18 protein-coding genes are annotated in these 16,166 nt (G+C 52.8%); 10 read left to right on the top strand and 8 right to left on the bottom strand.

All coding sequences use genetic code 11. The features are described from left to right. The first annotated feature begins 19 nt into the window (after window positions 1–19). On the top strand, window positions 20–472 hold the full coding sequence (locus tag ACQG03_RS00205) for a DUF1198 domain-containing protein (protein WP_014830062.1): 453 nt from the start codon (window positions 20–22) through the stop codon (window positions 470–472). Here the strand turns inward: ACQG03_RS00205 and ACQG03_RS00210 are convergent. After that, the gene (locus ACQG03_RS00210; protein WP_063163358.1) at window positions 469–1,389 is read right to left on the bottom strand and encodes a LysR family transcriptional regulator; all 921 of its coding nucleotides are present in this window, start codon (window positions 1,387–1,389) and stop codon (window positions 469–471) included. The two genes, ACQG03_RS00205 and ACQG03_RS00210, sit on opposite strands and share 4 nt — an antisense overlap. A 186-nt stretch (window positions 1,390–1,575) precedes the next feature. Here ACQG03_RS00210 and ACQG03_RS00215 point away from each other — a divergent pair, with 186 nt between their 5' ends. Genes ACQG03_RS00215 through ACQG03_RS00250 form a run of 8 tightly spaced genes read left to right on the top strand, consistent with a single transcriptional unit; the run spans window position 1,576 to window position 7,500 of the window. Next, on the top strand, window positions 1,576–2,187 hold the full coding sequence (locus tag ACQG03_RS00215) for a hypothetical protein (RefSeq protein ID WP_063163357.1): 612 nt from the start codon (window positions 1,576–1,578) through the stop codon (window positions 2,185–2,187). A 10-nt stretch (window positions 2,188–2,197) separates the two neighbouring features. Next, window positions 2,198–2,974, top strand: coding sequence for an AfsA-related hotdog domain-containing protein (locus ACQG03_RS00220; RefSeq protein ID WP_045308253.1), 777 nt, complete (start codon window positions 2,198–2,200; stop codon window positions 2,972–2,974). Further along, window positions 2,967–3,800, top strand: a complete 834-nt coding sequence (locus tag ACQG03_RS00225) for a hypothetical protein (protein WP_045308252.1) — start codon at window positions 2,967–2,969, stop codon at window positions 3,798–3,800. Before ACQG03_RS00220 ends, ACQG03_RS00225 begins: the two co-directional genes overlap by 8 nt. 7 nt (window positions 3,801–3,807) lie before the next feature. Then, window positions 3,808–4,032 (top strand): 2-hydroxymuconate tautomerase, encoded by a 225-nt coding sequence (locus tag ACQG03_RS00230; protein ID WP_045308251.1) that lies wholly within the window; start codon window positions 3,808–3,810, stop codon window positions 4,030–4,032. A 3-nt stretch (window positions 4,033–4,035) separates the two neighbouring features. Beyond that, the gene (locus ACQG03_RS00235) at window positions 4,036–4,686 is read left to right on the top strand and encodes an HAD family hydrolase (protein ID WP_063148197.1); all 651 of its coding nucleotides are present in this window, start codon (window positions 4,036–4,038) and stop codon (window positions 4,684–4,686) included. 21 nt (window positions 4,687–4,707) lie between these two features. Further along, the gene (locus ACQG03_RS00240; RefSeq protein ID WP_046621869.1) at window positions 4,708–5,928 is read left to right on the top strand and encodes an MFS transporter; all 1,221 of its coding nucleotides are present in this window, start codon (window positions 4,708–4,710) and stop codon (window positions 5,926–5,928) included. Then, on the top strand, window positions 5,915–6,328 hold the full coding sequence (locus tag ACQG03_RS00245; RefSeq protein ID WP_028014973.1) for a carboxymuconolactone decarboxylase family protein: 414 nt from the start codon (window positions 5,915–5,917) through the stop codon (window positions 6,326–6,328). Before ACQG03_RS00240 ends, ACQG03_RS00245 begins: the two co-directional genes overlap by 14 nt. Next, the gene (locus tag ACQG03_RS00250) at window positions 6,325–7,500 is read left to right on the top strand and encodes an acetyl-CoA C-acetyltransferase (RefSeq protein WP_045308247.1); all 1,176 of its coding nucleotides are present in this window, start codon (window positions 6,325–6,327) and stop codon (window positions 7,498–7,500) included. The genes ACQG03_RS00245 and ACQG03_RS00250 overlap by 4 nt, the downstream gene beginning before the upstream one ends. A 62-nt stretch (window positions 7,501–7,562) precedes the next feature. On the opposite strand, the gene ACQG03_RS00255 is transcribed toward ACQG03_RS00250, so the two are convergent. Further along, window positions 7,563–8,561: an aldo/keto reductase gene (locus ACQG03_RS00255; RefSeq protein ID WP_045308246.1), complete on the bottom strand. Its 999-nt coding sequence runs from the start codon at window positions 8,559–8,561 to the stop codon at window positions 7,563–7,565. Between the two features lie 206 nt (window positions 8,562–8,767). On the opposite strand from ACQG03_RS00255, the gene nepI reads away from it, so the two are divergent. Beyond that, window positions 8,768–9,958 (top strand): purine ribonucleoside efflux pump NepI, encoded by a 1,191-nt coding sequence (gene nepI / locus ACQG03_RS00260; protein ID WP_023298972.1) that lies wholly within the window; start codon window positions 8,768–8,770, stop codon window positions 9,956–9,958. Window positions 9,959–10,069: 111 nt separating this feature from the next. Here the strand turns inward: nepI and ACQG03_RS00265 are convergent, their stop codons facing one another. From ACQG03_RS00265 to ACQG03_RS00290, 6 genes are all read right to left on the bottom strand, one after another. Beyond that, on the bottom strand, window positions 10,070–10,975 hold the full coding sequence (locus ACQG03_RS00265; RefSeq protein WP_063163356.1) for an EamA family transporter: 906 nt from the start codon (window positions 10,973–10,975) through the stop codon (window positions 10,070–10,072). A gap of 147 nt (window positions 10,976–11,122) precedes the next feature. Continuing rightward, window positions 11,123–12,502: a carbohydrate porin gene (locus tag ACQG03_RS00270; RefSeq protein WP_022646562.1), complete on the bottom strand. Its 1,380-nt coding sequence runs from the start codon at window positions 12,500–12,502 to the stop codon at window positions 11,123–11,125. A gap of 138 nt (window positions 12,503–12,640) precedes the next feature. After that, window positions 12,641–12,943: a PTS lactose/cellobiose transporter subunit IIA gene (locus tag ACQG03_RS00275; RefSeq protein WP_014168006.1), complete on the bottom strand. Its 303-nt coding sequence runs from the start codon at window positions 12,941–12,943 to the stop codon at window positions 12,641–12,643. Window positions 12,944–12,948: 5 nt separating this feature from the next. Beyond that, entirely contained in the window at window positions 12,949–14,325 is a 1,377-nt protein-coding gene (locus ACQG03_RS00280; RefSeq protein ID WP_063148195.1) for a glycoside hydrolase family 1 protein, read from the bottom strand. Between the two features lie 17 nt (window positions 14,326–14,342). Further along, window positions 14,343–15,668, bottom strand: coding sequence for a PTS sugar transporter subunit IIC (locus ACQG03_RS00285; protein WP_058646771.1), 1,326 nt, complete (start codon window positions 15,666–15,668; stop codon window positions 14,343–14,345). 11 nt (window positions 15,669–15,679) lie between these two features. Then, window positions 15,680–15,994 carry a PTS sugar transporter subunit IIB gene (locus ACQG03_RS00290; protein ID WP_003861034.1) on the bottom strand — a complete coding sequence of 105 codons (315 nt, stop codon included), beginning with the start codon at window positions 15,992–15,994 and terminating at the stop codon, window positions 15,680–15,682. Window positions 15,995–16,166 lie beyond the last annotated feature (172 nt).

The raw sequence follows: 16,166 nt of genomic DNA on the forward strand, positions 1-16,166 counted from the left end.
GCTAGTCTAAGGAGAACGCATGGTCTGGATAATGCTGGCAACGCTTGCCGTGGTATTTGTGGTTGGATTTCGTGTCCTGACCTCAGACTCCCGCCGCGCCATCAAACGTTTAAGCGAGCGGCTGGGCATCACCCCGATGCCAGTCGAGTCGATGATCGATCAGTTCGGTAAAACGCCGGGCAATGAGTTTATCCGCTACCTTGAGCGCCCCGACGAGGCACATCTGCAAAATGCGGCGCAGGTGCTACTCATCTGGCAGGTCTGCATTGTCGACGGCAGTGAAGAGAATCTGCATACCTGGCACCGTATGCTGCGTAAAGCCCGCCTTGCCGCACCCATTACCGATGCGCAAATTCGACTGGCACTTGGCTTTATGCGCGAAATGGAGCCCGATCCGCAGGAGCTGAACGCCTTCCAGCTGCGCTATAACCAGCTATTTCTGCCGGAAGAAGGTGTGTTTTATCTGCATTAAGCCTTTTTGGCGCACAAGATATTCTGAGCGTTCAGGATCTCCTCTCTGTTTTCATTGAGGCGAGTTGCAGCATAGATATCAATATTTAATCTCTTTGCCTCATCGTCCGTTAGTTCGCGATAGCATAGCCCCTCCTGATTGAAGGTGCATTTTGACTGAGGCAGCAGCGCAAACCCTTTCCCTCTTGCGATACGGCTTAGCATCACGAGGGAATCATCCGGCTCTTTAATACGCTTCAGCGGCGTTTTCAGCGTGTCAAAGTAGCTTTCGCATTTGTCATAGAATGACGGATTAGCGCTTCTCGAAAACCAAAAAAGTGGAAGATCGCTAATGTCTTGCAGCGAGACTTTCTCTTTCAGACTGGCAGGATGTAAAGAAGGCATTGCGATGAGCAACGGTTCCTGGCATACCCAGCGGTATTGAACAATGTCTTCATGACCCGTCCCTTTTTCCCCGGTCAGCACCAGATCCAGCATATTTTTAGACAAGCTTTGCAGCAGCTGTGCTGACGTCAGGTCGGGCGTTTCAACGTCATCTCCGGCGTTCATTTTTTGAAGCTGGGTATTTACAGGTTCAATATATTCAAAATTAAGCGTGCGCGTGAGACCGATGCGCAGACTCGTTTCTGAAGAGTGAGGGTCTTCTTTTAAGTTGCTGATGTCTTTGAGTATTTTTTCTGCCTGAACGACCAACGCTCGACCTGCTTCAGTAAGGCTAACGTCATGCGTGCTGCGACTGAACAACTGACGTTTCAACACCGCTTCAAGACATTTTATCTGACGCGTCAGAGGCGGTTGAGTCATGCGCAGACGTTCGGCAGCCTTACGAAAGTTCAGTTCATGTGCAACAGCGAGAAAGCATTGTAATTGTTTGATACTGGGCAGGTTATTGCTGATTAAATGTTCTGCTGTAGCCATACGTGGGTCCTAAGTGCGAAAAGGTATTTCGTCTTTTTCCATTTCGATATTACACGCTTAATGCTGGCAGCAAAACCCGTTTTAACAGTAATACAAAAAATATATTACAAATTTAACAATTCCAATAGTTTCCTGTATTGATAAATTTCTATCCGAATCCTCACTTAATCAATACTCGGAGTAATTATGTCGTCTAAATATGTACTGGTATCACGCTTCCCATTAAAAAACACTTTTTCTGAAAAAGAATTTACTTCCTTAAAAAGCAGTGAAACCGTTCGCTACTATACCTGTGAAGAAAACGGCGTTAATGAGTTGTTGGAATTACGCGCATTCAATGATATTAAAGAGATTGCATGGGTTGAGAATGAAATGGAATCCATGTTCCATCGTTTCTCTGAGGTTGTTTCTGCCGATATCCGTCGCGAACTGCTTAAGTTTGTTGAATCCCCAATTGATAATAAAAATAGCTTGCCAGAATCAAATTATATTCAACTCCGACACGTCGAAGTGCCTGCGCATAACTATCAGCAGTACCGTCAGTGGCGCGATGAAACCATTTTTAATGTTGTAAGAGATAACAAAGATAAGATTGAAAGTTTCGAAGCGTTTCATTCACTGATCAGCGGTGTTCCGGGTGTAATGTTTATCTCCTCATTCAACGGCGATAAATCAGCATATAAAGAAGCATTTACCAATGCGCGTTATCAGGAAATTATTCAACAGGCCGGCGATAACTTCATTACTGGCGGTAACGACGGCCTTTATACACGTATCTATCGTGCTTGCTGTTGTTGAGGGACAATGAATGAACTGTAAAAAGTTGGTAGTTGTTGGCGATAAATTTAATGAATTTGCCAATGGTAAAGATGTACTGACTATATCTCAGCTAGAATTATTGACTCAAATCCCTGCGAATATCATTGATAAAGAACATGAAATTATTGTTGGGCAGGGCGTGCGCAAGGATTTTGCTGGAAAGGTAATTTCAAATCAGGCAAGAAATGCGATCCATGGTAATAAGTTGAAAATATGCTCTCTGGAAAAACTGGTTAGCGACAAAAAAAATGCTTATTGCCATAAAAGACTGGAACAGAATGTACTTATAGGACCTGCGGAACAAGCTGAGCATAACCACGATCTTTATGCGATGCCGCTGTTAATCGATGAGCGTTGCGAATTGATGGCGGATCATCAGACGGGGCAGCATATTCAGGGAATGCTCCTGGTTGAAGCCAGCCGACAGGCCTTTATTGGCGTCACCGAAGAATTTATTTACCAACAGGAAAGCGGACGCTATTACGTCATTAACAGCATGGCAATCAATTTCGCCAGTTTCCTGTTCCCTTTACCGGCGCTGGTCCACTTTGAATTTCTTGAAAAAGATATTAACGACCGCCGGGGGCGTTTCAAGGCTCAGGTTCGCGTCACTCAGCACCAAACGCTTTGCGCGACAATGGATGTCTCGTTCACCGTTTATCCTTCCGCCCTGATTACAGAGAGAGAGAAATCTCTGGCTGAGGTTGCCATGCAGGCGACCATTGTTGAGCAGCAAGGGGTGACTCAGGGGGTAACGCATGCCTGAATTGCGTAGCCAGAAATACCGTCTGGCTGCTACCACGCAGGGGCCGCTTTACCCCCCTGCGGAGGTCATGGACGGGAAGGGTAATTTTGTCGTGGTTGGCATGGTGCCAGGAGATAATGGACTGCAGTGGCGAAGCGTCATTGTCTCTCCGGACAGCCCGCTTCCGGCATTTGGGGAAGTCGCACCCTATAACATTCTGTGCGATCTGAAAAAGATGACTCAGGACGCGTTGAAGGACATCATTCTTCATACTCTTCCTTTACCCATTCCGATGAACAACTATCGGATGATTTTCTCCCCAGAACAGCGGCCGCAGGCCAATAATGAAATAAGGCCTGGCCTGCCACTTCATGAAGGCTATATCGCGGATTATCGAAGCAGCGATGGAAAGCGAGAGATCGAGCCAGTGACCCTCGCTGCCTGGCTAGAGGCAGAGGGCACCTTTGAGGTCACATTGTCCGAAGATAAGAAACGAGCCAGGTTCACGTTTTCGTTCCGGAGCCTTGTTCCGGATAGCGTTTACACCGTGATGAGTCTCAGGGAAAACGATCTAGCCTCGGAGGATCCGAGCAGGCCAGGTCCGCTGGGAATACCCAACGTATTTATAACCGATAGCGAAGGTAATGCCGAATATTGGGCAGAGTTGACCGATCCTTTTCCGGCTCCGGCGAGGAAAGGAAACAGAATTATTAACGTAGTCGTACTTTATATGAGCTCGCGTCAGAGCTACGGCGGTGCAATTGGCTTTTACGGTCTTGGTGGCGATATCCATGCCCAATTAAAACTCAAAGGCCGTTCCTTCGATGAATTTACAACTATAGAGTGAGAAAAGTATGCCATTTGTTCATGTTATGACCTGGCCTGCGAAAGATGAAAATCAAATCATCAGACTCCAGGAAGATATTACATTTGCCGTTCACAAAAATACGGGTGCGCCGCTCGATAAAATTTCCGTGGTGGTTTCTGAAATTGCCCCTTCCCGCTGGGCGGATGCCGGCGTGTCTGGGAAGGATAAAGATTTTCCTGTTAAGAGTCGAAGAAAAAACTACGAGGAATAAAGTTTGCGTAAACATGCCGCTTTTTTTGATGTTGATGAAACGCTTATAAATATTAAAAGCATGTTTGATTTCTATGATTTCTGGTGCAGGGAAAATAATCAAAACGATCGTCTTCAACGCTATATGTCTCGTTTTCGCGCCGACGTAAAAAACGGTGTGCTAAGGGAGACTCTGAACCGAGAATATTATCGCCAGTTTAAAGGTGTGTCTTGTCGTTATCTGGAAGAAATGGGTGAGAAGTGGTTCAGGCGTAAGCTGGAAAGCGAGTTTTTTATTGAGAGTGCTGTTTCAGCCCTTAAAAAACATCAGAATCAGAACATGTATACCGTATTTATATCGGGCTCTATGCTTCCGATTCTTTCACCTATTGCAAAATATCTTGGGGTAACGGAAGTACTCTGTGCGCCGGTGATAATAAATGACGCAGGTGAGTTGACGGGTGAAATCGGCCTGCCTCAAACAATTGGAACAGGTAAAAAAGACGCGCTTTTAGCCTTTTGCGATGATAAAGAGATTAACCCCGCGGATTGTTATGCCTACGGCGACGATCTTTCGGATATTCCAATGCTTGAAGCCACTGGCCATCCCGTGTGTGTGGGAAAGCATTCCGCGCTTACCAGATATGCAACTGAAAAAAATTGGCACATTATTTAAATCCTTATTGAGGTAAGTAGTATGACTTCAGAACTCTCTCCGCAAAATATGACGTTAAGGTCATGGCTTGCTTTATTCATTCTGGCTATTTCAACCTTTACTATTGTCACCACCGAACTGGCGCCAGTCGGATTATTAACGCCAATCGCAGAGGGGCTAAAGTCTTCGGAATCTGCGGTGGGCATGACCGTGTCGCTTTATGCTTGGGTGGGGGCGTTGAGTGCGCTGTTTGCCTCCGTCTGTTTAGGAAATGTGTCCAGAAAGCGGCTTTTACTTGTGCTCACCGTGGTGCTTCTGGTCTCTAACGTTATGGCTGCGACGGTAAACGTCTATAGCATGCTGCTTAGCGCCCGCGTACTGGGTGCGCTCGCTCACGGCGCATTCTGGGCGATGATCGGCGCGACGGCGGTGGCTATGGTCCCTGCCAGATATATAGGGGCCGCGACGTCAATCGTATTTGGTGGTGTTTCCGCAGCAAGCGTTTTTGGCGTACCGGTATCCAACTATATTGGTATTCACTTCGGCTGGCGTCAGGCATTTTGGCTGATGGCCGCGCTGAGCGTAATTGCCTTTGTGGGTATTAGCGTTCTTGTTCCCCGGATTACCAGCAAAAGCGCGCTCGGGCTGGATGCGCTTAAAGGCGTGCTGAAATCATCAACATTATGGAAAATCTACTCAGCAACCTTGCTGGCTGTGACAGCTCACTTTGCCGCCTTTACGTACATTGAACCCTGGCTACACACGCAGAGTTCACTGTCCACCACCATTATTCCTGCTGTGCTTTTTGTTTACGGCATCGCGGGACTTGCAGGTAATTTCCTGACCGGCGTGTTGATTGATAAGTATCTCAAGCTGACGGTCTCTTTGTCTGTACTGCTAATCTGTGCAGTGCTGTTGTTCCTGGGCCTGTCTGGTTCCTCGCTCTCTGCTGCGTTGATCTTCACAAGTATGGTTATCTGGGGTGTCGCCGTATCAGGAATATTTGTCGGTTTCCAGACGTGGGTTTTACGTATGGCAGAGGATAAAGCCTTCCCGGCCTCCGCAATCTACGTTTCGTTTTTCAATACCGCCATTGGTATCGGTGCGTCAGTCGGTGCCTGGATGGTTTCATCATTTTCAATGCCGCTCCTGTATATCGTCGCCGGTACGGCCATCGGTCTGTCCGTTCTGCTTGTCGCGGTTATTCCGGCAACGTTGACCGCAAAACAATCCCGTATGGAGAAATCTTATGAGTCAAATTAATGACCGCACGCGTTATGGCAGAGAGATTATGGACCGTCTTGAAGCGGGGCTCGCGGATAAAGTCACCCGCCGCCTGAGCGAGCTGGACCCGGGGCTGCCCGCCCTGATTACCGACTATGCGTTCGGGGATGTGGTGGGTCGTCCGGGACTGGATCTCAAAACGCGCGAAATGTTGACCGTCGCCTCGCTTGTGACGCTGGGTAATGCCATGCCGCAGCTAGAACTGCATATGAGAGGCGCGCTCAATACCGGCGTGACGCCGGAAGAGCTGCTTGAAATTGTGATACAGATGGCGGTATATGCTGGCGTTCCCGCCTGCATGAATGGTCTTACTGCATACCGCGCGGCAATGGCCGCGACGGGCCATACCTTGCCAGGACTGAAGGGAAGTGACGCATGAGCGAGATTGTTATTATTGCAGCCCGCCGCACGGCGACGGGCGCATTTCAGGGCGCGCTTGCGGAGCATTCAGCCTCTGACCTGGGAAGCCGCGTCATTCAGGCGCTCCTGAAAGAATCTGGCGTAGAAGCCAGTCATATCTCTCAGGTCATTATGGGACAGGTTCTTACTGCGGGGTGCGGCCAGAACCCGGCCCGACAGTCGGCACTGAATGCTGGATTGCCCGTAGATACGCAATGCCTGACGGTAAACAAAGTGTGCGGGTCCGGGCTTAAGGCGGTCCATCTTGGCATGCAGGCGCTGAAGACGGGTGAAGCTGAGTTTGTTATCGCCGGTGGTCAGGAGAGTATGTCCAACGCGCCGCATATCGCCACGACGTCGCGTAGCGGAACGCGGCTGGGTAATATTACTCTCAAAGATAGCCTGGTTTCTGACGGGCTCTGGGATGCCTTCAACGATTATCACATGGGTATCACCGCAGAGAATGTTGCGACGGAGTTTGGTATCAGCCGCGAAATGCAGGATGAATATGCCCTTGTCTCTCACCACAATGCGCTTGAAGCGCAGGCGCGTGGCATTTTCGAGCGTGAAATTATCCCTGTTGAGTGGCAGACGCGAAAAGGTGAAACGATAAGCGTGGAGAGGGATGAAGGACCCCGTGCAACCAGTATCGAAAAATTGACGAAACTGAAGCCTGTCTTCCGAAAAGAGGGTACGGTGACGGCGGGAAATGCTTCATCGTTGAATGACGGTGCCGCTGCGGTCCTGCTTTGTACGCGTGAGACTGCCGAAGCGCGTGGCTTGCCGGTTCTGGCATCGCTGGGCGTATTTTCCAATTCCGGTATCCAGCCGGCATTAATGGGTGCAGCCCCGATTCAGGCCATTGCCGACTGTCTTTCCCGCTCGGGATGGAAGCCTGAGGATGTCGATCATCTTGAATCCAACGAAGCGTTTGCCGCCCAGGCGCTGGCCGTGATTCAGCAGACCGGGATTTCTCCGGATCGTATCAATCCATACGGCGGGGCAATCGCGCTTGGGCATGCGATAGGTGCATCTGGCTGCCGAATTTTGGTGACGCTGGTTCATTCCCTGATCCGTAATGATGCCAGGCGTGGCGTTGCCGCACTGTGCGTTGGCGGCGGGGAAGGCGTCGCGTTGAGCGTTTATCGCTAACGGCGTATCTGTGGATATAAAAAAACCGGGGAAACCCGGTTTTTTATTTTCAAGATGCTGTATCAGGCATTCACGCCCTTCATACCCTCGGCAGAATAACGATCGCCTTTAATCGCTACCCGGCGATGAAGGTTGTTCAACGATTCGATATCGCTCTTCTCAAGCACAGTATCGGCAGCGCGCGCGTTTTCGGCCAGATAGTTGACGTGCTTAGTACCCGGAATGGGAACCAGCCGATCGTATTGTGCTAACAGCCAGGCAAGCGCAATCTGACCTGCGGTACAGCCGTACTTTGTCGCCAGTGGGGTAATGATATCGAGCAACTGGCGATTATGATCGAGGCTGGACTGAACAAATCGTTCGTTATTCTTGCGGAAATCACCTTCTGCAAAATCGTTGTTGTTCAGGTATTTTCCCGTCAGGAAGCCTCTGCCAAGAGGTGAGTATGGCACCAGGCCAATACCTAGCGCTTTCACGACCGGCAAAATGTTTTCCTCGATGTCTCGTGTCCACAGAGAATATTCTGTTTGCAATGCGGTCACCGGATGCACCGCATGAGCCCGTTGCAGCGTTGAAGCCGACACTTCGCAAAGGCCGATGTGGTTGATCTTGCCCTCTTTAACAAGGGTGCGCAGACAATCCATACTCTCTTCGATCGGGGTTGCGTTGCTCACTCTGTGAAGATAAAAGAGGTCGATTCGTTCCACGCCAAGCCGCTTTAGGGACTCATTACAGCAGCGGATGATATAATCAGGCGTATTGTTGATAGTGCGGGCGTAGGACTCGTCAGGAGAGCGATCGATGCCGCACTTCGTGGCGATTTTAAACTGCTCACGAGTGCTTTTATCCAGACCGGCAAGAAAATGACCAATCAGTCTTTCATTATGACCACGACCATATAAATTTGCGGTATCAATAAACGTCACATTTAGATCGATAAGGCTATGCAATACCTGTAGTGAGGCTTTGTCATTAGTCTGGCCATAAAATTCACTCAGACCCATGGCACCGTAGCCGACGGCACTGACGGTAAGATTTTGAGATAAAGTACGTGTTTTCATAGTTTCTCCTTTTCAGACGCTATGATTGTTTCACCTCAATTGCGGTTACTGAATTTTCATTTTCGTTATGCTGAAAAGGTATCAGTGACCGCCGATCTGTCTTCCGAATCTTTAAAAACGGCAAAAGTTGTCAAATCGTTAAATTCGTCACACTTTTGATGATAAACTGCGCGACTTTTCCGCACGTTTTTATCTCAGGTGATGCCATGACAGAACATATCCAGCCCACGACTCCGCCGCAGGCCAAAGAGGTGTCTCGCCCCAACTGGTCGGCGGTTTTCTCCGTGGCATTTTGCGTCGCCTGCCTGATCACCGTTGAGTTTCTGCCGGTCAGCCTGCTGACGCCGATGGCGCAGGATCTGGGCATTTCCGAAGGCGTGGCGGGGCAGTCCGTTACCGTCACCGCCTTTGTGGCGATGTTCGCCAGCCTGTTTATCACCCAGGCGATTGGCACCATTGACCGTCGTAAAGTGGTCATCCTGTTCAGCGTGCTGCTGACGCTCTCCTGCCTGCTGGTCTCTTTCGCTGAAAGCTTCACCCTGCTGCTGCTGGGTCGCGCCTGCCTGGGGCTGGGGTTAGGCGGCTTCTGGGCGATGTCGGCCTCGCTGACCATGCGCCTGGTGCCCGCGCGCACCGTGCCAAAAGCGCTGTCCGTTATCTTCGGCGCGGTCTCTATTGCGCTGGTGATTGCCGCGCCGCTGGGCAGCTTCCTTGGTGGGATTATCGGCTGGCGTAACGTCTTTAACGCGGCGGCAGTGATGGGCGTGCTGTGCATTATCTGGGTGTGGAAAGCGCTACCGTCTCTGCCGGGTGAAGCGGCGCACCACAAACAGAACATGTTCGCGCTGCTCAAGCGTCCGGGCGTGCTGGCGGGGATGACCGCCATCTTCATGGCCTTTGCCGGGCAGTTTGCCTTCTTTACCTATATTCGCCCGGTGTATATGACCATGGCGGGCTTTGACGTGGATGGCCTGACGCTGGTGCTGCTGAGCTTCGGTATCGCCAGCTTCGTCGGCACCTCACTGTCGTCTCAGTTCCTGAAGCGCTCCCTGAAGGTGGCGCTGGCGGGTGCGCCGCTGGTGCTGGCGATCAGTGCCGCGGTGCTGGTGCTGTGGGGCAGCGACAAGTGGGTCGCATCGGCGATTGCGATTGTCTGGGGCTTTGCCTTTGCACTGGTGCCGGTGGGCTGGTCGACGTGGATCACCCGCTCGCTTGCCGATCAGGCGGAAAAAGCCGGGTCGATTCAGGTGGCGGTGATCCAGCTGGCGAACACCTGCGGCGCGGCGGTGGGCGGCGTAGCGCTCGACCATCTGGGGCTGACGTCACCGCTGGTGATCTCCGGTACGCTGATGCTGCTGACCGCGCTGCTGGTGGCGGGGAAGGTTAAGGCGAAGTAGTCAATTCTCCCCTCACCCTAACCCTCTCCCCGCAGGGGAGAGGGGACTGCTCGGTGCTGTCTTTTCACTCTCGCCCCTTTGGGGAGAGGGCCGGGGAGAGGGGACATTCGCTTAAGCCGATGCCTTAACCCTTCTGCGTGAATCCATCGAAATCAACACCACCGACGACACAATCAGCAGCGTTCCCAGCCAGTCCGGCAGGGTGAATGCCACCCCCAGCAAAACCACCGACAGCAGCGCGCTGCTCAGGGGTTCGGCGCAGCTCAAAATGCTTGCCTTCGGCCCACCGATCATCTGCGCGCCCTTCAGATACAGGCTGAACGTCAGCGCGGTGCCAATCACCACCAGGTAGAAAAACGCCAGCAGCAGGCCGCCGTCAATGGCGAAGGTGGTGCCGCGTCCGGCGTAGAACGGCGTCAGCATTAGTCCCGCAATCAACATACTCCAGCCGACAATCGACAGCGTGCCGTAGCGGGCGATAAGCGTTGATGGATAGGTGGTGTAAAACGCCGCGGCAAACGCCGAGGCGATACCGAAGAACAGTGCGGCAGGCGAGATGGAGAGCGACGTCGGATCGCCGTGGGTCACCAGCAGGAAGGTACCCACAAGCGATGTCAAAATCGCGGATAAGACAAATATGCCGGGACGCGTTTTCCGCGCCAGGGCGAACCACGCCACGATGATGGTTGGCGACAGGAACTGAAGCACGGTGGCCGTAGCGGCGTTGGATTTTTCAATCGTCAGCAGGAAGGTGAGCTGCACGGTGAGCGCGCCAACCAGCGAGAAAAACAGCAGGCTGAGGGCGTCCTTGCGGTTTTTGATGACCGAGAAAATCTTGTCGCCGTGAACGAAGGAGAGCGTCAGCAGGATCACGCCGGTAAACAGCAGGCGAACCATGGTCAGGTAAGGTGAAGAAATGTGGCTTTTCTCCATGATGTACTGCGCGCAAACCCCGGAACTGCCCCATAAAACGGCGGCGATCAGGACGTTGAGCATCCCTTTGCGTGTGGAACCCATGTTCTCCCCTGTTATGTTGTCGTTAATTGGCCAACAGCATAGCATGGTTGTGTGCGGCCTGATGCCCTCACCCCGGCCCTCTCCCACGGGGAGAGGGGGAAAACCGTAGGCCGGGTAAGCGTAGCGCCACCCGGCATGTTGTTGACCTTAGAACCACGCCTCCCACATCGCGCCGACGTTGAAGTCATCGAGCGTTTCGTCTTTGGTGTTGTTCACGCGCGCGGTGCGTTCGTTGTCCACTTTGCCGCCGGTCACGTAGAAGCGCAGCATCGGACGGAACTCCGGCCCCATGGCGATAGACATGTTCTGCGACAGGGTCAGCTTCCAGCCCTTGTTGTCGCCGCCGTTGTCGTAATCTACGTGCTGCCAGCCCGCTTCCAGCCAGGTGGAGTGAACGTCGTTCCACCAGTGCATCGGGCGCACGATGGCGTTGTAGTTCTTACGGTTATCGGTGTCATCACGGCTGTTGTCATAGTCGTGGAAGGCGAGGATGTACTCCACCTGCGTGGCCTGGGTGAATTTATACAGCCCTTCGAAGCTGGCGTAGACCGTGGTCAGGTCTTCGGTTTTATTGAACACGCTGTTGTCCGAATTATCGGAGTAGCGGGCGATCACCTTGTTCACACCGCTGTCGTTGGTGTGGCTCAGCACCACGCCGCCCTGCCAGGCGTTCAGACGCTCGTCGCTCTCAACGGCTTTGGAGTCAAAACCGTAGTTGGCGTACAGCTCCAGGTCGATCGGGCCGAGCTTCATGCCGTGGATTTTTGAGGTGGCAGCGTAGTTGCCCTTGTCACCCGTGCCGGAGCCGCCGGTACAGGTGATGCGCGACGGGTTGGCTTCATCTTCCATCACTTCCGGGCTACAGGATTCCACCGCCGCCACGGCAGCCACGTCGAACTGCACGCCGCCGATGTCGAAGTTCTTCACCCCGGCGCCCTGGCCATCGTGGTTCATCCAGAAGTAATCGTTGATGCCCTGCTGCGGACGCTGGTGGAAGTCACGACCGGCCCAAAAGTAGGCGTTCGGGTTGGAGGCCATAATGTTGGTCACCCCGGCGTAGGCTTTTTTGAGGTTAACTTCGTCGCCCCAGTGGTCGATCATCACGTTGATGTCCCAGATGGCGCCGTTATCACCCTTGAAGGCCTTGGAGAGCTGGAATTCCCCGCCGTTGCCTTCGTTACCCAGACGACCAATCGCGGACGCGCCGTTGTAGGAGCCGTCCACCGCCACATACTTCTGGTCAGCGGCCTGGAAGTGCGCGCCGTAGCGGGCGTAGCCGGTAAATTTGATGCCAAACGGAATCGCCATGTCCGGGGATTGCGCTGCGCTCTGCGGCTCGGTGATGACGTCCGCTTTTTTCGCGACCGCCGCATCCATTTTCGCCTGACGCTCGGCCAGGGCTTTATCCACCGCTTTCGCCACAATGGCGTCAATTTGCTCCTGCGTAAATTCTTGCGCGAGCACGGAAATTGGACAAAGCGCGGCGATAACCGCCATGGTTAATGGAAGTTTTTTAATCGTATTCATGGTTATCTCAATATAGTTTAATTTTATTCAGACAATAACCATCCCGCTCCGATCTGACAGAATATGTCGCTATCATCAGAACAAGTGGATTTCTAGTTTTAGGTACAGAGGTATTACATTAAATTATTTCGCCATAGACTATCTCTGATATAAATGAATAATCTCTTCAGATAATTCACGCGCTAATAGCGAATTCATTAAATGATCCTGCGCGTGCACCATAATTAAGGTCATCGGCTGGCGGGCTTCGCCCGCGTCCTGCTCGATCAGTTTGGTCTGCATCTTGTGTGCCTGGCGCGCGTAGCCATCGGCTTCACGCAGCAGGCTTTTGGCTTCGTCAAGGTTGCCCTGGCGCGCCGCATGCAGCGCTTCGAAGCACAGGCTGCGGGACTGACCGGCGTTGACGATAATTTCCATTACGGCTTCTTCTAATGCGATCATCATTTTTACTCTTTATCAAAGCAATTATTTAAGGCGGTAGCGGCAAACCACTCTCCGCTTTTTTTAATGGTGCGCTGCTGCGTCTCCAAATCGAGCTGAATAAAACCGTAGCGGTTTTTATAGGCATTGCACCACGACCAGTTATCAATAAACGTCCACATATGGTAGCCAAGGCAATTGCAGCCTTCGCTAATACCTTTATGCAGCCACGCTAAATGCTCAGAAATAAATTCGATGCGGTACCGATCGTTTATCTGACCGTTTTCAATAAAGCGCTGCTCGTTTTCGACACCCATCCCGTTTTCAGAAATAAAACAGCGGGGGTTACCGTAATTGTCGCGCAGGTTAACCAGAATATCGTAAATACCCGGCTCGTAGATTTCCCAGCCGCGGTACGGGTTCATCTTACGGCCCGGCATCTCGTAGCTATCAAAGAACCACTCCGGCATAAACGGCGCCTGCGGGTTCACCGCGCTGTCGCGACACTTCACGCGACGCGGCTGATAGTAGTTAACGCCGAGCAGGTCGATTTTCCCTTCCGCAATCAGGAAACCGTCTTCCGGCTTGCAGGCGGGTAGCTGATCGTAAGATTTCAGCAATGCCACCAGGTCGGCCGGATACTCCCCGCGCAGCACCGGATCGAGGAAGCTGCGGTTAAACATCAGATCCGCGATATGCGCCGCCTTCACGTCCGCCGGGTTCTGCGAACGCGGGTATGACGGCGTCAGGTTCAGCACGATGCCGATCTCCCCCGCGTAATGCCCGGCGCGGTAAGCCTGAACGGCCTTCGCATGGGCCAGCACCGTGTGATATGCCACGGTGGCCGCCCGACGAAAATCCACCACGTTCGGGTAATGGAAATCGTACAGATAACCGCCTTCCACCGGAACAATCGGCTCGTTGAAGGTAAACCAGTGCAGCACGCGGTCGCCAAACAGCTCGAAGCAGATCTGCGCATAGCGGGCGTAGGCGTCCACTACGTCACGGTTTTCCCAGCCGCCGATCTCCTGCATCGCCATCGGCATGTCGAAATGGAACAGGGTGATAAACGGCGTGATGCCCTGTTCATTCAGCTCATCAATGACCTGATTATAAAAATCGACCGCGTCCGGGTTCACTTCACCGATACCGTCGGGGATCAGGCGCGCCCAGCTAATCGAGGTGCGAAAGCTGTTGTGGTTCAGCTGCTTCAACAGCTGAATGTCCGTTTTCCAGTGCTGATAAAACGTGGAGGTATGCTGCGGTCCCACGCCGTTGTGAAAACGGTTCGGCTCGCGGGCAAACCAGTAGTCCCACGTGGTTTCACCCTCTCGTGTCCCTTCCGTCTGGAGAGCGGAGCTTGCGCTGCCCCACCAGAAGTTATCGGGAAATGCGTATTTCATGACCCTTCCTCTTTGACTTAATTGCTAACTGTTTCAGCGGTGCCGACGGTTGCCTGGGCTTTCTGCTCTTCATTTTTGATGAGCGTACGCTCATAGGCGCGCAGGAATGGCAGGTACATCAGCGCGGACATCACCATGCAGACCAGGCACATCACCACCGGGCTCAGCGCCCAGTTCGCCGCCCACGAGGCGCCAATCGGCGCGGGCGTGGTCCACGGGGTTAACGAAACCACCTGGGCCAGCCAGCCGAGTTTGGTTGCGCCGTACGCCAGGCAGGCGTTGACCAGCGGAACAAACACGAACGGGATAAACAGCATCGGGTTCATGATGATCGGCGCGCCGAACAGAATCGGTTCGTTGATGTTAAAGAAGCTTGGCACAACGCCCATTTTGCCGATGGTGCGCAGGTGAGTGGCGCGGCTGCGCAGCAGCAGGAACGCCAGCGGCAGGGTCGAGCCTACACCGCCAATCAGCAGGTAGTGATCCCAGAAACCTTGCAGATAAACGTGCGGCAGCGCCGCGCCCGCCGCCAGCGCCGCCTGGTTTGCAGAGAGGTTCGCCATCCAGAACGGGTTCATGATGCCGGTGACAATCAGCGACCCGTGGATACCGGCAAACCAGAAGATCTGGCACAGCAGAACGGAGAGCAGAATCGCGGGCAGCGAGTCAGACGCAGACACCAGCGGCTCCAGCAGGTGCATAATCGCCTGCGGGATGATCATCCCGGTCTGCGCTTCAATGAACAGGTTCAGCGGATGTAGCGTACCAATCACCACCATCACCGGGATCAGGATCTCAAACGAACGCGCCACGCCGGTCGGCACCTCTTTCGGCAGGCGGATGGTGACGTTGTTCTGCTTCAGCCACGCGTACACACGGGTGGAGTAGATCGCGGTGATAAGCGCAGTGAAGATGCCCTGACCCGACAGATACTGAGTCGAAATTTTGCCGTCGGCATACGGCGCGGCGACCAGCAGGAAGGCCATAAAGGCCAGCAGACCGGACATCACCGGATCGAGGTTAAACTGACGTCCCAGGCTCGCCCCAATCCCCACCGAGATGAAGAAGGTCATCACGCCCATGCTGAGGTTAAAGGGCAGCATCAGCTGTTCGCGGTAGGTCTCGGAGAAATCCAGCCAGCCGCGGGCGAAGCTGTTGGTGGTATCCGCCGAAAACGGCGGGAAGATAAACACCAGCATAAACGAGCCGATGATCATAAACGGCAGCGCGGCGGTAAAGCCGTCGCGGATTGCAATCACATACTTTTGCTGACCGAGCTTCGCGGCCAGCGGCGTAATTGACTGTTCAATCGCCGCGACCATGGATTGATATAACGAACTCATGTGAACACCTTTTAGTGTGCCGCTTCGATGAGCGACAGAGCATAGTCCAGTACTTTATCGCCACGCTGCATGCCGTAATCCATCATGTCGATGGGCTGCACCGGTATGCCTTGCGTCGCTGCCTTGTCTGAGAGTGTCTTTAACATGTATTTCACTTGCGGTCCGAGAAGCACCACCTGATAGTGCGGAAACTGCGTATCAAATTCGGATACGCCATACGCATCTATCTTCACGGGCAAGCCCCGTTCTTTTGCAACATCGATCATTTTGCTGACCAGCAGGCTGGTGGACATCCCGGCAGAGCAGCACAGCATAATCTTGAACATCGACGACCATCCTCAAAATGTAAAAAGTTATTGCGATGATGATTGGACATGATACGGAAACCGGTTTCCATTCATAAAAGACAGAAGTGTGACAACCATCAATATCCACTACTTATGACGCTAATTAACCGGATGTGGGTCACATATTTTGGCTGTTTTGACATCAAATTGA

This window comes from Enterobacter cloacae complex sp. 342H5, from assembly GCF_050030905.1.
Taxonomy (GTDB): Bacteria; Pseudomonadota; Gammaproteobacteria; order Enterobacterales; family Enterobacteriaceae; genus Enterobacter; species Enterobacter intestinihominis.

Excerpts from the sequence above, each read along its gene's own strand:
- ACQG03_RS00205 (WP_014830062.1), top strand. The coding sequence starts at position 20 with ATGGTCTGGATAATGCTGGCAACGCTTGCCGTGGTATTTGTGGTTGGA.
- ACQG03_RS00210 (WP_063163358.1), bottom strand. The coding sequence starts at position 1,389 with ATGGCTACAGCAGAACATTTAATCAGCAATAACCTGCCCAGTATCAAA.
- ACQG03_RS00215 (WP_063163357.1), top strand. The coding sequence starts at position 1,576 with ATGTCGTCTAAATATGTACTGGTATCACGCTTCCCATTAAAAAACACT.
- ACQG03_RS00220 (WP_045308253.1), top strand. The coding sequence starts at position 2,198 with ATGAACTGTAAAAAGTTGGTAGTTGTTGGCGATAAATTTAATGAATTT.
- ACQG03_RS00225 (WP_045308252.1), top strand. The coding sequence starts at position 2,967 with ATGCCTGAATTGCGTAGCCAGAAATACCGTCTGGCTGCTACCACGCAG.
- ACQG03_RS00230 (WP_045308251.1), top strand. The coding sequence starts at position 3,808 with ATGCCATTTGTTCATGTTATGACCTGGCCTGCGAAAGATGAAAATCAA.
- ACQG03_RS00240 (WP_046621869.1), top strand. The coding sequence starts at position 4,708 with ATGACTTCAGAACTCTCTCCGCAAAATATGACGTTAAGGTCATGGCTT.
- ACQG03_RS00245 (WP_028014973.1), top strand. The coding sequence starts at position 5,915 with ATGAGTCAAATTAATGACCGCACGCGTTATGGCAGAGAGATTATGGAC.
- ACQG03_RS00250 (WP_045308247.1), top strand. The coding sequence starts at position 6,325 with ATGAGCGAGATTGTTATTATTGCAGCCCGCCGCACGGCGACGGGCGCA.
- ACQG03_RS00255 (WP_045308246.1), bottom strand. The coding sequence starts at position 8,561 with ATGAAAACACGTACTTTATCTCAAAATCTTACCGTCAGTGCCGTCGGC.
- nepI (WP_023298972.1), top strand. The coding sequence starts at position 8,768 with ATGACAGAACATATCCAGCCCACGACTCCGCCGCAGGCCAAAGAGGTG.
- ACQG03_RS00265 (WP_063163356.1), bottom strand. The coding sequence starts at position 10,975 with ATGGGTTCCACACGCAAAGGGATGCTCAACGTCCTGATCGCCGCCGTT.
- ACQG03_RS00270 (WP_022646562.1), bottom strand. The coding sequence starts at position 12,502 with ATGAATACGATTAAAAAACTTCCATTAACCATGGCGGTTATCGCCGCG.
- ACQG03_RS00275 (WP_014168006.1), bottom strand. The coding sequence starts at position 12,943 with ATGATCGCATTAGAAGAAGCCGTAATGGAAATTATCGTCAACGCCGGT.
- ACQG03_RS00280 (WP_063148195.1), bottom strand. The coding sequence starts at position 14,325 with ATGAAATACGCATTTCCCGATAACTTCTGGTGGGGCAGCGCAAGCTCC.
- ACQG03_RS00285 (WP_058646771.1), bottom strand. The coding sequence starts at position 15,668 with ATGAGTTCGTTATATCAATCCATGGTCGCGGCGATTGAACAGTCAATT.
- ACQG03_RS00290 (WP_003861034.1), bottom strand. The coding sequence starts at position 15,994 with ATGTTCAAGATTATGCTGTGCTGCTCTGCCGGGATGTCCACCAGCCTG.